This window comes from Rugosimonospora africana, from assembly GCF_016862975.1.
GTDB classification, from domain to species: domain Bacteria; phylum Actinomycetota; class Actinomycetes; order Mycobacteriales; family Micromonosporaceae; genus Rugosimonospora; species Rugosimonospora africana.
Genome location: NZ_BONZ01000008.1, coordinates 62,510 through 76,661, shown reverse-complemented (window position 1 = coordinate 76,661; position 14,152 = coordinate 62,510). Strand labels below are relative to the sequence as shown.

Annotated in this window: 14 protein-coding genes; 7 read left to right on the top strand and 7 right to left on the bottom strand. The window is 70.5% G+C overall.

The features are described 5' to 3' along the window. Positions 1-47: 47 nt before the first annotated feature. From rsmA to Raf01_RS03785, 5 genes are read right to left on the bottom strand one after another with little or no spacing between them, the layout of a single operon-like run. On the bottom strand, positions 48-899 hold the full coding sequence (gene rsmA / locus Raf01_RS03805; RefSeq protein ID WP_203916290.1) for a 16S rRNA (adenine(1518)-N(6)/adenine(1519)-N(6))-dimethyltransferase RsmA: 852 nt from the start codon (positions 897-899) through the stop codon (positions 48-50). Between the two features lie 53 nt (positions 900-952). Next, complete coding sequence (locus Raf01_RS03800) at positions 953-1,357, bottom strand: type II toxin-antitoxin system PemK/MazF family toxin (protein WP_275412952.1); 405 nt, start codon at positions 1,355-1,357, stop codon at positions 953-955. Further along, positions 1,354-1,710, bottom strand: coding sequence for a hypothetical protein (locus Raf01_RS03795; RefSeq protein WP_203916288.1), 357 nt, complete (start codon positions 1,708-1,710; stop codon positions 1,354-1,356). The genes Raf01_RS03800 and Raf01_RS03795 overlap by 4 nt, the downstream gene beginning before the upstream one ends. Before the next feature lie 54 nt (positions 1,711-1,764). Beyond that, complete coding sequence (locus Raf01_RS03790; RefSeq protein ID WP_203916287.1) at positions 1,765-2,613, bottom strand: TatD family hydrolase; 849 nt, start codon at positions 2,611-2,613, stop codon at positions 1,765-1,767. Between the two features lie 12 nt (positions 2,614-2,625). Beyond that, positions 2,626-3,045, bottom strand: coding sequence for a GntR family transcriptional regulator (locus Raf01_RS03785; RefSeq protein ID WP_203916286.1), 420 nt, complete (start codon positions 3,043-3,045; stop codon positions 2,626-2,628). Between the two features lie 1,652 nt (positions 3,046-4,697). Here Raf01_RS03785 and Raf01_RS03780 point away from each other — a divergent pair. The 5 genes from Raf01_RS03780 to Raf01_RS03760 all read left to right on the top strand — a co-directional run bounded on the left by Raf01_RS03780 (position 4,698) and on the right by Raf01_RS03760 (position 8,334). Beyond that, positions 4,698-5,717, top strand: a complete 1,020-nt coding sequence (locus Raf01_RS03780) for an ABC transporter substrate-binding protein (protein WP_203916285.1) — start codon at positions 4,698-4,700, stop codon at positions 5,715-5,717. Position 5,718: 1 nt separating this feature from the next. Beyond that, positions 5,719-6,540: a class I SAM-dependent methyltransferase gene (locus Raf01_RS03775; protein WP_203916284.1), complete on the top strand. Its 822-nt coding sequence runs from the start codon at positions 5,719-5,721 to the stop codon at positions 6,538-6,540. Further along, entirely contained in the window at positions 6,537-6,755 is a 219-nt protein-coding gene (locus Raf01_RS03770; protein WP_203916283.1) for a hypothetical protein, read from the top strand. The genes Raf01_RS03775 and Raf01_RS03770 overlap by 4 nt, the downstream gene beginning before the upstream one ends. Positions 6,756-6,763: 8 nt before the next feature. Further along, positions 6,764-6,994 carry a DivIVA domain-containing protein gene (locus tag Raf01_RS03765; RefSeq protein WP_203916282.1) on the top strand — a complete coding sequence of 77 codons (231 nt, stop codon included), beginning with the start codon at positions 6,764-6,766 and terminating at the stop codon, positions 6,992-6,994. A gap of 389 nt (positions 6,995-7,383) precedes the next feature. Beyond that, positions 7,384-8,334 carry a ribose-phosphate diphosphokinase gene (locus Raf01_RS03760; protein WP_203916281.1) on the top strand — a complete coding sequence of 317 codons (951 nt, stop codon included), beginning with the start codon at positions 7,384-7,386 and terminating at the stop codon, positions 8,332-8,334. Positions 8,335-8,340: 6 nt separating this feature from the next. Here the strand turns inward: Raf01_RS03760 and Raf01_RS03755 are convergent, their stop codons facing one another. Further along, positions 8,341-9,930: a dolichyl-phosphate-mannose--protein mannosyltransferase gene (locus tag Raf01_RS03755; RefSeq protein ID WP_373319459.1), complete on the bottom strand. Its 1,590-nt coding sequence runs from the start codon at positions 9,928-9,930 to the stop codon at positions 8,341-8,343. Between the two features lie 55 nt (positions 9,931-9,985). Between Raf01_RS03755 and rsmI the strand changes: the two genes are divergently transcribed. Both rsmI and metG read left to right on the top strand, forming a co-directional pair. Further along, on the top strand, positions 9,986-10,882 hold the full coding sequence (rsmI, locus tag Raf01_RS03750; protein WP_373319458.1) for a 16S rRNA (cytidine(1402)-2'-O)-methyltransferase: 897 nt from the start codon (positions 9,986-9,988) through the stop codon (positions 10,880-10,882). Continuing rightward, positions 10,879-12,663, top strand: coding sequence for a methionine--tRNA ligase (gene metG / locus Raf01_RS03745; RefSeq protein ID WP_203916279.1), 1,785 nt, complete (start codon positions 10,879-10,881; stop codon positions 12,661-12,663). The genes rsmI and metG overlap by 4 nt, the downstream gene beginning before the upstream one ends. Before the next feature lie 15 nt (positions 12,664-12,678). On the opposite strand, the gene Raf01_RS03740 is transcribed toward metG, so the two are convergent. Continuing rightward, complete coding sequence (locus Raf01_RS03740) at positions 12,679-13,953, bottom strand: hypothetical protein (protein WP_239133346.1); 1,275 nt, start codon at positions 13,951-13,953, stop codon at positions 12,679-12,681. Positions 13,954-14,152: the final 199 nt, after the last annotated feature.

Genomic DNA, 14,152 nt, shown 5'->3' with positions numbered 1-14,152 from the left:
CCCTCTTAAGCCGCGCGACTGGCTGGCACGCCCGGTACCCGACCAGCTCACGCTGCCTCCTCAAGCCGCGCCGCCGCGATCGCGGCGAACTGCTCTATGGTGAGCGATTCACCGCGAGCCTGCGGATCCACCCCCGCCCGAACCAGAATTTCGGCCGCCGCGCCGGCGCTGCCGGCCCACCCCGCCAGGGCCGCGCGCAGGGTCTTGCGTCGCTGGGCGAACGCATAGTCGATCACAGCGAAGGTCTCGCGGCGGTCCGCGCCCGCCGGCGGTTGCCGGCCGGCGAAGGCGACCAGCCCGGAATCGACATTGGGTACCGGCCAGAACACGCTGGGCGGCACTCGACCGGCCGCCCGCGCACTCGCATACCAGGCGAGTTTGACGCTCGGCACGCCGTAGACCCGGGAGCCTGGGGCGGCAGTCAACCGGTCGGCGACCTCCTTCTGCACCATGACCAGGCCGTGGCGCAGCGACGGCAGGATGGCGAGCAGGTGCAGCACGACCGGTACGGCGACGTTGTACGGCAGGTTCGCCACCAGCGCACTGGGCTCCCCCACGTCTTCGGGTCGCAGCTTGAGCGCGTCACGGTTCATGATCGTGAGCCGGTCGGCGTGCTCGGGCGCCCGCTCCTCCGCGGTCAGCGCCAGCCGACCGGCGAGCACCGGATCGATCTCGATCGCGTAGACATGGGCACAGGCGGGCAGGAGCCCGAGAGTGAGCGAGCCGAGCCCCGGGCCGACCTCGACCACGACGTCGTCGGGCGAGAGATCGGCGGCCCGAACGATCCGCCGCACCGTGTTCGGATCGTGGACGAAGTTCTGACCGAGACTCTTGGTCGGCATGACGCCGAGGCGCGCAGCCAACTCCCGGATCTCAGCCGGGCCCAGCAGACCGGTCACGGTGACCCAGCGTACGGTGCCAGTCTCGGCCGCAGCGGCGGGCACGGCCTCCGTCACCTCAGCCCGAGCGTCTCGCGCAGCGCGATGTCGACGCTGCTCATGACGTCCGGAGACAGCGTGCCGGCCAACTCGACGAACCGATCTCGCCTCACCTGCATGACGGTGCCGGCGAGGACACTTCCGGACAACGGCTCGCCCGGTCCGAGCGCCACGACTGTCGGCAGATGTCGGCGCCGGTCGGCGGTCGACACACGCACCGCGACCACGTGGTCCAACTCCGCGGTCCGGTTGATCTCGTCGGCCGAGACGATCAGCCACGGCCTCCGCCCCACGCCGGGGACGTCCAGCCAGTAGACCTGCCCCCGGCGTGGATGCGGCGATCGGCGGCCGGATATCGGCCGGACCTCCGCCGACCTGGGCCCGCCGCCCGCGTCGCCGCGCCGCGCCGCCCCGGTCACCACCGTGCGACCTGCTGACCGCCGATGCCCGCGTCGGGCACGGCGCCCTCGCCGGTCGAGGGCGGGCCCATCGACTCCTCCCCGGTGAGCGCCGAGACCTCGCCGGTGAGCCCCTCGTCCACATAGACCCCGGCCAGCTCCCGGTAGGCGACCTCGGCCGAGTGGGCGCGGACGTGCTCGATGCCGGCGTCGATCAGCAACCGGACGAGAGCCGCCTCGGCGGGTGAGTCGTTGAGCTCGATTCCCCGATCACGCGCCCAGGCGCGCAACTCGTCCTGATAGGGGCCGGGCCGGGCGAAGCCGACCAGTGCCCGCTCCTGACCCACGGTCAGGGTGATCGTCGTCCGTCGCATGGCCTTTACACTGCACCAGATTTGTGATGCAGTCAAGTGATGCAGAGTGATGCATCACTTGCCGGGAGCCCATCCCCCGAAGACCCGCTCGGTCGTGGTGGAGATCGCCGCACAGAGCTCGTCGAGGTCGCGACCGGTGGTCTCGGCGAGCGACCGCACGGTCAGCGGCACGAGATAGGGCGCGTTCGGCCGGCCCCGGTAGGGCATCGGAGTCAGATAGGGCGCGTCGGTCTCCACCATCATCTGGTCCGGCGGCGTGACCAGCGCCGCGTCCCGCAGGTTGGCCGCGTTCTTGAAGGTCACCGTGCCGGCGAAGGACAGGACATAGCCGCGGCGCACGCACTCGGTGGCGAAGGCGCGGTCGCCGGAGAAGCAGTGCAGCACGACGGTGTCCGGCGAGCCCTCCTCGTCGAGCACCCGGAGCACGTCGGCGTGCGCGTCGCGGTCATGGATCACCAGCGCCTTGCCGAACCGCTTCGCGATCGCGATGTGCGCCCGGAAACTGTGCTCCTGCGCGGCTCGCCCGTCCTCACCGGTCCGGAAGTAGTCCAGACCGGTCTCGCCGATGCCCCGCACCCTCGACTGGCCGGCCAGGTCCTCGATCGCGCGCAGCTCCGAGTCCAGGTCAGCCAGCCGGGGCGCCTCGTTCGGATGCAGCGCGACCGCCGCCAGCACGGCCGGCTGCGCGGCGGCGAGCTCGGCCGCCCAGCGCGAGGAGTCCAGGTCGACCCCGACCTGGACCAGCCGGTCGATGCCCACCTTCCGGGCCGCCTCGATGTCGGCCGCCGGGTCTCCGCCGACGATGTCGAGGTGCGTGTGGCTGTCCGGGACCGGCACCGCCAGCGGCTCGGGCGGTGGCGGCGGCGTCTCGGCGCGCCTCGAATCGGATTTCGCCATGCTCATCGCTCCGACGGTTCAGCGACCGGTCGGGCCCTGCTGGGCCTGGGTGCGGTCGCCCGGGTGCACTTCCACCGTGCCGTCCGCCCGCGTGACGACCAGGAAGGGCACTCCCTCGCGGACGTCGTGCTCGCGCCGCTCCTCGGGCGAGGGCATCCGGGCTCGCACGCGGTCGCCCCGCCGCAGCGGCACGGTCTGCACCGGCTGCTGGTTGTTCCGGACGAAGGTCCCGCGTGGCGCGCGCACCTCGACCAGACCTTCGCCCTTGAGCACGTCGATCGCCTTGCGCACGGTCGTCCGGCTGACGCCGTGTTCCTGGCGAAGCTGTTCCTCGCTGGGCACTCGCGCACCATCAGGCAACTGTCCGCTCATGATCGCGTCACGCAGGCTGTCCGCGATCTGCCTGTACTGAGCCCGATCGGCAGAGGGATCGATCATGAAGGTGACGGTACGTCGTCACGTAGAGTCAGGTTATTGTATCTACGTACCTACGTAGGTATGGTAACTTCCAGCCGGGTGCGGGAACCGGTGTCTGGAGCGGCCCGATTCCCGCACCCGTACTGAAAACGCGGGGTGCGGCGGCACAGGATCTCCCGGCGGCAGTTCACGGTCGCCACTGTTGGCTCGCCGGAAACCGTCGCACCCCGTACCCACCCACGTTCGGCATCGCGACAGCCGGTCCGACTTATTGGGACCGCCGGCCTGTTCGGGAGGATCACATGGCGAGCGTTCGGTACGACCCTGAAGATCCGCCTGAGCAGCCCCCGGAAGGGTGCACCGATCCCCTGCTGTGGCGCGTGGCGCATGCGCTGCACCTGGACCACCAGCCGGAGTCGGACAACCGCTGCACGTGTGGCGAAATCTTTCCCTGCCCACGAGCCGGACTCGCGGCGCGCGGACTGCTGACGGCCTGCGTACGGCGACCCACCGACCCGGACCTGTCCGACTCCGCCGGGCCCGGGAGGTGGTCGCGTCGGTCGATCTAAACGCAGCCCCGAGCATTCCTGGACCGGCCTCGGCCGGCCGCGACGTTCGGCTCATCACAAACGACCCGCCAACCAGTGACCTGCCACTGGACGACCTGCCACTGGACGACCCGCCACTGGACGACCTGCGCTGAACAACCTGCCGCTGAAATACCTGCACTAACGGCTGGTCATTGACCCGCTTCCATGGACTCGTCTTTTAGCGGCTCGTCCCTCAGCGCTCGTCCCTCAGCGGCCCGTCCCTCAGGGGCCGAACCCTCAGCTGACCGGTCTCTCGTCGATCGCTTCGAAACGATCCGCTGGAGCGAGTCCGCCAGAGCGAATCCGCTGGTCCGTCGCGACGACGGGCGCGTTCACTGCGCCCGAAGCCGGGGCGGACGGCCGCGAGCGGGCACGGCTCGACAGATCAGCGATCGAGGATCCGCGCCGAGGATCGGCCTCTGAGGCTCGAGCCTCGGCGAACGGGGCCGGGAACCGTGCGACCCAACGGGGGTCAGGAACACGACCCCAGGCCGGCGAGCGGCGGCGTCCCGCGGGCCGGGAGCGAGCAGGACGCCGTGTCCCCGACGGCGAACCGGCCGGACCGGCGCCAAGAGCCAGCCACCCCTACCACAGCCAGTCACCGCACTACAGGCAGCCACCCGCACCACAACCAGTCGCCCGCAAACACAGCCAGCCGCCCGTACCAGACGCGGCCACCCGCACCGGAGGCAGCCAGCCGCACCAGAGGCAGCGAGCCGCAACACAGCCAGTCACCGCATCAGAGGCAATCGCTCGCACCACAGACAGTCACCGCACGACAGGCAGTCGCTCGTAACACAGCCAGCCACCTCGGCCTGCATGCGGCCCCGGCAACCGCCGGCCACCGAAAGCAACTACCGGGTCGCGCGGCCACCGGCAACACCACCCGGTCATCAGCAACGCGAGCGACCGACGGCCACCGACCGACAGCCGACAGAAGCAGCCGGCAACCAGCGGCCCAGAGAAACCAACGGCCACGAGAAACCGACGGCCGAGAGAACCGACGGCCGAGAGAAGCAGTCCGACCGCCGAACGAATCAGACCAACTCAACAAGGAACCAGACAACAGGAAAGGACAGCGCCATGGCCTCACGGCGTCAAGTGCTCGCCACCATCGCCGCCACCGCGACCGCACCGGTCACCGCGGCGATCGCCGCACCCACCCTGGTGGCGTGCGGCCGGAGCGAGAAGCCCACCGGCCGGAAGGCGATCGACAAGGTCAGTGTTCTCACCGGGTTCGGCACGACTCCGCGCGAGAGCTACAGCTGGGTGGCCGACGGCATGGGCTTCTTCAGGGAAGCCGGGATCCAGGTGTCGATCCAGCCGGGCGCCCCGAGCGACGCCAACCTCAAGATCCTCGCCAGCGGCAAGGCGCAGTTCGCGATCGTCGACTTCGTCAGCGCCGTACGCGGGGCGAGCTCCGAGTGGCCGAACTTCCGGGTGATCGCCGCGATCCAGCACAGCACCCTGCTGTCGATGGTCAGCCTGCCCGACCGCCGCATCGCCCTGCCCATCGACCTGTCGGGCAAGACGCTCGGCACCGCCTCGGCCGCCGCGACCCAGACACTGTTCCCGACCTATGCGCGGCTCGCCGGCATCGACCCGGCCCGCGTGAAGATCGTGAACCTGTTGCCGGACCAACTGCCCGCGGCCCTGGCCAGCGGGAGGATCGACGCCGAGGGCGCGTACCTGGTCGACACCCCGATCATCCGGAAGGCTGCCGGCGGCAGGGAGCCGGTCGTCCTCCCGTACGCCAAGTACCTCACCGACCTGTACGGCTCGGTACTCATCACCACGACGTCGCTCATCCGCACGAGACCGGATCTGGCCAGACGGTTCGGTACGGCGATGTTGCGCGGCATCCGGTACGCGGTCGAAGCGCCGGAGGACGCCGCCCGGGTGGCGCACGCCGCCCTGGCCGTCCTCGACCCGGACATGGTCGCCCAGACCATGCGGCAGATGCGCCCGTACGTGGACTCCGGAGTGCTCGACGAGACCCGGGTGATGCGCGGCATCAGCCTGCTGGAGGCGGCGGGGCTGATCGGCCCCGGACTCACACCCGACCGGGTCGTGGACTTCTCACTCGCACCGAAGGGAGCCTGACGTGACCAGCTGGACCACCCGCCCGTACGCCTATGACAACGACAGTGCGGAGGCCACCGCTCATCACGAGGCCCTGGCCTCCCTGCTCGATCCCGTCACCAGGTGGCGGATCACCGATCTCCTGGACCTGACCGGTGCCCACTGCCTGGAGGTGGGCGCCGGGGCTGGAAGCGTCGCCCTCTGGCTGGCCGACCGGGTCGGGCCGGACGGCTCGGTCGTCGCCACGGACACGAAGCCCGGGCTCATCCCGGACCATCCGCGCCTGACCGTGCTAGAGCACGACATCACCTCGCAGGTACCGCCCGGCGGGGACTACGACCTGGTGCACGCCCGGCTGCTGCTCAATCACCTGCCCCAGCGCCGGCAAGTGCTGGAACGCCTCGCGGAGGTGGTCGCGCCCGGCGGCGTCCTGCTGACCGAGGACTTCTGGCCCACCTCGCCGCACGAGATCGTGGCCCACGCCACCAGTGAGGACGACGCGACGCTGCTCCGCCGGTTCCACCTCGCCCACCTGCGTACCCTCTCCGAACACGGCAGCGACCGCGGCTGGTCGAGGCGGGCCCTGCTCGCGTTCATGGAGGAGGGGCTGACCGACGTCCGCTCGGTGGCGTACGGCGGCACGTGGCGCGGTGGCAGCCCCGGCTGCCAGCTGCTCATCGCGGGTACCGAGCAGCTGCGCGAGCACCTTCTCGCCGCCGGCCTGACCTGCGACGAACTCGACCGCGCGCATGAGCTGCTCCGTACCCCCGGCATCGTGCTGCACGGGCACATGCTCTACAGCACGAGTGGCCGGCGGCCGTCCACAGTGGATGGTGCCCGATGAGTGCCACCGAACCGGGCGGCGTCGCGTTCAGACGCCACCCGCTCCGCAACGGATCGGGCGGGGCCGTCGCGACCATCAACCGGGTGGCCGGCCGGCCGCCGGGCAGCGGCATGTGTAGCTGCCCGACACCGCTGATCCGTGACCGAGAGACCGGCGAGTGGCTGCACCTGGCCACCCGGTCCCGCTGCCCGCGTCGCCTGGACGGTGATCGATGATGCGGCCGGTGCAACCCCATGACGTCGCGAACGTGACGTTCCGCCGGGCTCCCTGGTACCGGATCGGCCTGGACGCCACCGACGTGCGCGCGTATCTCGGCCGGATCGCCGACGCGCTGGTTCTCCGGGATCACGTGGAGCGGGTGCTACGGACCGAGATCGCCCGACTCCGATCGGAGAATGAGCGGATCAAGCTCGGCCTCCGCCGGTGGCAGGCGGACCAGCGGTCACACGGCTGATGACCGACCGGGCCGGGCGGCGTGTTCCGCCCGGCCCGGATCCGCCCGTCGCGCGGGTTGGAGCGCGCCTCTCGGCCGGCGGGTCCAGAGCAGGCCGCACTGGGCGGGCCTGGAGACGGGCCGCGCTGGGCGGGTCCGGAAGCGGGGCGGGTCCGGAAGCGGGGCGGGTCGGGCGGGCCGGGACCAGGCGCGCCGTCGGGACGGAAGGTGCGACGACCCGCTGGCGCAGAGTTTCGGCAGCTCTCGGTAGGTTCGTCCGGTCCGCCGCCGGCCGACTGGACACCGTGCGGCATACGGTGCACAGGCGGCCTACGGCACAGAGGATCAAACGCGTCACACTCTTTACCGGTTCGTGAAGACGGTGCGATCCGGGCGGCTATGGTTGCGGCGTGCACGAGGACATCGCGGTGTTCAGTGGCAATGCCCACCCCGAATTGGCCACCGAGATCTGCGCTCACCTGGGCACCCCGTTGCGTCCGGTGCAGGTCTCCCGATTCGCCAACGACTGCTTGGAGGTCCAGCTCCAGGCCAACTGCCGAGAGCGCGACGTCTTCCTGATCCAGCCGCTGGTGCCGCCGGTCCAGGAGAACCTGGTCGAGCTGCTGCTCATGCTGGACGCCGCCAAGGGTGCGTCCGCCGCGCGGACGACCGTGGTCCTGCCGCATTACGCGTACGCCCGGTCGGACAAGAAGGACGCGCCGCGAATCTCCATCGGCGGCCGGCTGGTTGCCGATCTGATGGTGGCGGCCGGCGCCAGCCGGGTACTCGCGATGACCCTGCACTCACCGCAGGTCCACGGGTTCTTCAGCGTGCCGGTGGATCACCTGCACGCGCTGCGCGAGCTGGCCGCCCACTTCCGCCAGTACAACCTGGACAACGTGGTGGTCGTCTCGCCCGACCTAGGCAACGCCAAGCCGGCCGCCGACTTCGCCCGGCTCCTCGGGGTCCCGGTCGCCGCCGGCGCCAAGCAGCGGTACGCGGACGACCGGGTGAGCATCAGCGCGGTGATCGGTGACGTGACCGGTAAGGACGTGATCGTCCTCGACGACGAGATCGCCCGCGGCAGCACCGTGCTGGAGCTGCTCGACCGGCTACGCGAGCTGAAGGTCAACTCCATCCGGGTGGCCTGCACCCACGGGCTGTTCGCCGATCGTGCGCTGGACCGGATCAGCTCGGCGGACGACGTGCTGGAGGTCGTCTGCACGAACACCGTGCCGATCCCGGCGAACAAGCGGGTACCGAAGCTGCGCGTGCTGTCGATCGCCCCGGCGCTGGCCGAGGCGATGCGACGCATTCACAATGGTGAATCTGTGAGCGTCCTCTTCGACCAGAAGAGCTAGACCCGCTCAGATCCAGCGGCTGCCCAACCACATGCGCGCCATCCATTGCGCGTACGGGATGATCTTTCCGACGTAGATCGGATAGAAGTACGCGAAGATCACGGCGACGGCGACCATGTACGCCCCGGCGAACACCGTGCCCATGAGTCTTCGGTCGGCGGGTTCCAGCAGTTCCACCCCGCCCGGCGAATGGGTCACGGCGGCACTGCGAGCAGGGCTGCGGATCAGCGCGCCAAGGACATAGACCACGGCCAGGATCAGGAACGGCTCGGCCGGCGCGATGTAGAAGTAGAACATCGTCCGGTCCTTGGCCTCGTACGGGAACCACGGCACGATGCTCGCGATCACGCCAAGGCCGATGGCCAGCGCCCGCCAGTCGCGGCGGCTGATCCCGAACCAGGCCAGCCCGGCCAGCGCCGCGATGAACGACCACCACAGCACCGGGGTGCCCAGCAGGATCACTTCGGACGAACAGGTCGGCGAGCCGCAGGGCCCGTTGCTCTGGTAGTAGAACGCGACCGGCCGGCCCAGCAGCAGCCACTGCCACGGCCACGACTGGTACGGGTGCGACTTGTCCAGCGTGTCGTGGAAGTGCAGCGCCTCCCGGTGGTAGTGCCACAGGTTCAACAGCGCACCGAGGATCGGCGGCTCGGAGTGCCCCTGCGAGGCGAGCCAGTGCCGATCCCAGCCCTTGCTGCTGGCAAACCAGCCGGTCCAGCTGGCCAGGTACACGCCCACGATGATCAGGCCGAACACGGCCACCCAGCCGGTCTCGTCCAGGAAGGTGTCGCGCCACGGCCGCCGGACACCCGCGCTCTTCCGGGCGCCGGCCTCCCAGATGTAGATCAGCAGGACGAAGACGATGATGTACCACAGGGCGCTCCACTTGACCGCCATCGCGCAGCCGGTCATCAACCCGGCGGCCAGCCGCCACCACGGCACCGCGAACGGCGGCCGGCCGGCGCGTCCCGGCTGGGTCGGGTCCATCCCCCGCTCCAGCGCCCGCAGCCAGCGCAACCGGCGGTGGTCCCGGTCCATCACCAGGCAGGTGAACGCGGCCAGCACGAACAGCAGCAGGAAGATGTCCAGCAGCGCGACCCGGGACAGCACGAACTCGAACCCGTCGAGCGCCATCAGCAGCCCGGCCGCGCAACCCAGCACGGTCGAGCGGAACATCCGCCGGCCCAGCCTGATGACGATCAGCACCGCGATGATGCCGGCGACCGCCGCCGAGATGCGCCAGCCGAATTCGTTGTACCCGAAGATCTTCTCGCCGAGCCCGATCAGCCACTTGCCGAGCGGCGGGTGCACGACGAACGAGCCGGTATTCTGCTTCTCGTCCCATTCGACGCCGTGCTGCAGCAGGTGGTGGGCGTCGACGGCGTAGTACACCTCATCGAAGATCTGCCCCTTGGGCAGGTTGAGGCGGACCAGCCGCAGTATCGCGGCGATCGCCACGATCACGGCGGTGGCCACCCACGACCGCCAGCCGTCCTTGGGCATCGGCGGGGCGAGCCTCCGCCTGACGATCTCTGGCACCACTGGCGCCTCATCGGCCGCCTGGGGGCCGGGCTCGGTCATCACCGCCGAAGTCACGCCTGCGATCGTAGGCTGCGCATGGCGGCATGGCACGCCCGTCACGCCCCGGCACATGGACCTCGGAGGGAACTCGGTGGACGCTCAGGGACGGCTGATCCTCGTCGGCGCCCCGCTCGGCAACGTCGGGGACGCCTCGGAGCGGCTGCGCACCGCGCTGGTCGGGGCCGACATCGTGGCCGCCGAGGACACCCGGCGGCTGGTCCGGCTGGCCCGGGAGCTGGACATCGTGCTGCCCGGCCGGATCGTCTCCTACTTCGAGGGCAACGAGGAGCGGCGTACCCCCGAGCTGATCGAGGCGATGGGCTCGGGCTCCGTGGTCGCGGTGATCACCGATGGCGGCATGCCGAGCGTCTCCGACCCCGGGTACCGGCTGGTCCGGGCCGCCATCGAGGCCGGCGTACCGGTGACCTCCGCGCCCGGCCCCAGCGCCGTGACGACCGCGCTGGCCCTGTCCGGCCTGCCCAGCGACCGGTTCTGCTTCGAGGGCTTCCTGCCCCGCAAGCCGGGCGAGCGGCGGTCCCGGCTGGCCGCGCTCGGTGCCGAGGAGCGCACGATGGTCTTCTTCGAGGCGCCGCACCGGATCGCCGCCACGCTGGCCGACCTGGCCGCCGCGTTCGGCGACCGGCGCCCGGCCGCCCTCTGCCGGGAGTTGACCAAGACCTACGAGGAGGTCGTCCGGCTGCCGCTCGGCGAGCTGTCCGCCTGGGCCACCGACCAGCAGCCGCGCGGAGAGATCAGCGTCGTGGTGGGCGGGGCGCCGGCGGCCGCCGCCGTGCGCCCGACCGACGCGGCGGTACTGGCCGAGGTGGCCGGCCTGGAGGCGGGCGGTACGCCGCGGCGGGACGCGATCGCCGCCGTGGCCCGGTCGCACGGGCTGCCCCGCCGGGAGGTCTACAACCTGGTGGTGGCCGGCCCCTCATCCGGGGCCCACTACGCTGGTACCCCATGAGTCACGTTCTCGCCGCGGTCGCCTGGCCGTACGCCAACGGTCCGCGCCACATCGGTCATGTGTCCGGTTTCGGGGTTCCCTCCGACGTCTACAGCCGGTACATGCGGATGGCCGGCCACGACGTGCTCATGGTCTCCGGCACCGATGAGCACGGAACGCCCATCCTGGTGCAGGCCGAGCGCGAGGGCGTCACGCCACGCGAGCTGGCCGACCGGTACAACCGGCTGATCGTCGAGGACCTGCACGCCCTCGGCCTGTCCTACGACCTGTTCACCCGGACCACCACGCGCAACCACTACGCGGTCGCCCAGGAGTTGTTCCGCGGCGTTCACCGCAACGGATACATGATCAAGGAGACCACCCAGGGTGCGATCTCGCCGTCGACCGGCCGGACGCTGCCCGACCGGTACATCGAGGGCACCTGCCCGATCTGCGGGTACCCGGAGGCGCGCGGCGACCAGTGTGACAACTGCGGCAACCAGCTCGACCCGATCGACCTGATCAACCCGAGGTCCCGGATCAACGGTGAGGCGCCCGCGTTCGTCGAGACCGAGCACTTCCTGCTCGACCTGCCGGCGCTCGCCGACGCGCTGTCCTCCTGGCTCAAGGCCCGGACCGACTGGCGGCCCAACGTCCTGAAGTTCGCGCTCAACCTGCTCGACGACATCCGGCCGCGGGCGATGACCCGGGACATCGACTGGGGCATCCCGGTGCCGCTGCCCGCCTGGGAGGACAACCCGAACAAGCGGCTGTACGTGTGGTTCGACGCGGTCGTCGGGTACCTGTCGGCAGCGATCGAGTGGGCCCGCCGCTCCGGCGACCCGGACGCCTGGAAGAAGTGGTGGTCGGCGGAGGCGGAGGACGCCCGGTCGGCCTACTTCATGGGTAAGGACAACATCACGTTCCACGCCCAGATCTGGCCGGCCGAGTTGCTCGGGTACAACGGCGAGGGCTCCCGGGGCGGCGAGCCGGGCGAGTTCGGCAAGCTGGCGCTGCCCACCGAGATCGTGTCCAGCGAGTACCTGACGATGGAGGGCCGCAAGTTCTCCTCGTCCCGGTCGGTGGTCATCTACGTACGCGACTTCCTGTCCCGGTACGACGCCGACGCGCTGCGGTACTTCATCGCGGTGGCCGGCCCGGAGACCACGGACACCGACTTCACCTGGTCGGAGTTCCTCCGGCGCAACAACGACGAGTTGGTCGCCGGCTGGGGCAACCTGGTCAACCGCTCGATCTCGATGGCGGCGAAGAACTTCGGTGCCATCCCGCCGGCCGGACCGCTCACCGAGGCGGACGAGGCGCTGCTGAGCTCGGTACGCACCGCGTTCGACACGGTCGGCGACCTGATCGGCCGGCACCGGCAGAAGCAGGCGATCAACGAGGCGATGCGGGTCGTCGGCGAGGCGAACAAGTACCTGTCGGACCAGGCGCCGTGGAAGATCAAAGACGACCAGGAGCGGCTGGGTACGATCCTGCACGTGGCGCTGCAGGCGGTCAGCGACTGCAACATCCTGCTGACGCCGTTCCTGCCGCACGCCGCGCAGACGATCCACGAGCTGCTGGGCGGGACCGGGGTGCACGCCCCGATGCCGTCCATCGTGGAGGTCGAGGATCTGGACGGCGGCCCCGGGTACCCGGTGCTGGCCGGCGACTACGACGAGGGTGCGCGCTGGCGGTCCGTGCCGATCGCGGCGGGTACGCCGCTGGCCCCGCCGAAGCCGGTGTTCAAGAAGCTGGACAAGTCCATCGTGGATGAAGAGCTGGCCCGGCTGGGCGGCTGACGTCCGCCCCCCGCTCTACGCGGCCGGGTTCCGCAGGTCGTACTCGATGTCGACCTCGCGGTACCCGGCCGTCTCCGCCCGGGGCGCCCACGCCTCGTAGATCCCTCGCTCGATGCAGCCCGCACCCAGCCGGGTGATCGACTCGATGTCCGGCCGGACCAGCCGTACCCGCAGCCAGTCGCCCTCGTCCCGGACCACGGTGCACGGAGCCCGGCGCCAGCCCAGGTACGGGGTGCGCCGGGACAGCGACTCCACCGCATACCGGGCCGCCCGAGTCTTGGCCAGCACCCGGAACTCTCCGGGCGGGTCGGCGATCGCCTCGTACTCGGCGCCGTGGTGGCGCCCCATCAGGCGGGTCGGGGCCGGCGGGATCACGAAGTATTCCTGCTCCGGCGCGATCCCGGGCACCGCGGCGAACAGGCCCCGCCACTGTGGACCGAACATCCGGCCCCAGGCCCGCTGCTCCGGCAGGTACCGGTAGAGCACCACCTCGGTGCCGTCGTCGGTGTACGCGACCAGTTCCGCGAACGCGGTCAGCGGCAGGTCGGCCAGGTTGGCGGTGACGAACTCGGGGATGACGTGCTGACCGGACGGCGCGAACCCGGTGCCGAGCACCGGCGACCCGAGCCGGTCGCCGGGTGCCATCCGGACGAGCCCGCCGAAGTCGGCGGCGAACGGAGCCTGGTAGTCGCTCGGGTCGATCGCCCGCCAACGCAGCGCGAAGACCACCGGGTCGGCCCGGCCGTCGTCGCCGTCGCTGCGCAGCACCGAAAGCTCGGCGGGTGTCCGCAGGTGGGCGACGTCGAACTCGCGGTAGCAGAAGCCCTGCGGCAGCCAGCCGTGCAGGTGCCCGGCGAGTTGGCGTCCGGAGAGCACCTTCACCATGCGGGTACCGCGGAAAATCTTGGCGGAAAGCCGGATCCGGGCCACCAGCTCGTCGTCGACGTTGCGCCGCGACTGGCTCAGCGCGTGCACCGCCGACCAGCTCAGGTTGCGGGACAGCGGCGCGGACAGCGGCTGCTCCGCGGGTATCGGGGCCCGGCCCTCGATCACGTTGATCTCGACGGCCGGAACGAACCGGCGGTACGGCTTGCGCGCGCCGGGCCGCGGGTTACGTAGGAAGCCGGCGCCCGGCTCGGTCGAGAAGATCTCGTAGGCCGCGCCCTTGGCGATCGGCTCGGCCGAATAATCGTCTCCGTTGTAGCGAACCCGGATGCGTTCGGTGGCCGACTCGGGGCCCGGTGCGCCGCCATCCGGCCGGTCCGCCGCTACCTGCCCAGCGAATACCACGGTCCTCAACATTAGGACCGCGGAAGCGGGAATTGGTTAACTGAGCGTGAACTTTCTTGTGACTCAGGCATGACCTGGCCGAACGACTGGCCTGGGTCGTTGCGCGACGCCAGAGCGCCGAGCCAGACTGGCCAAACGGATGATGTGGTGTGGTGTTATCGGTTAGCCACCTGCGAATTCCGGCGTAGTCGGCCGCGAT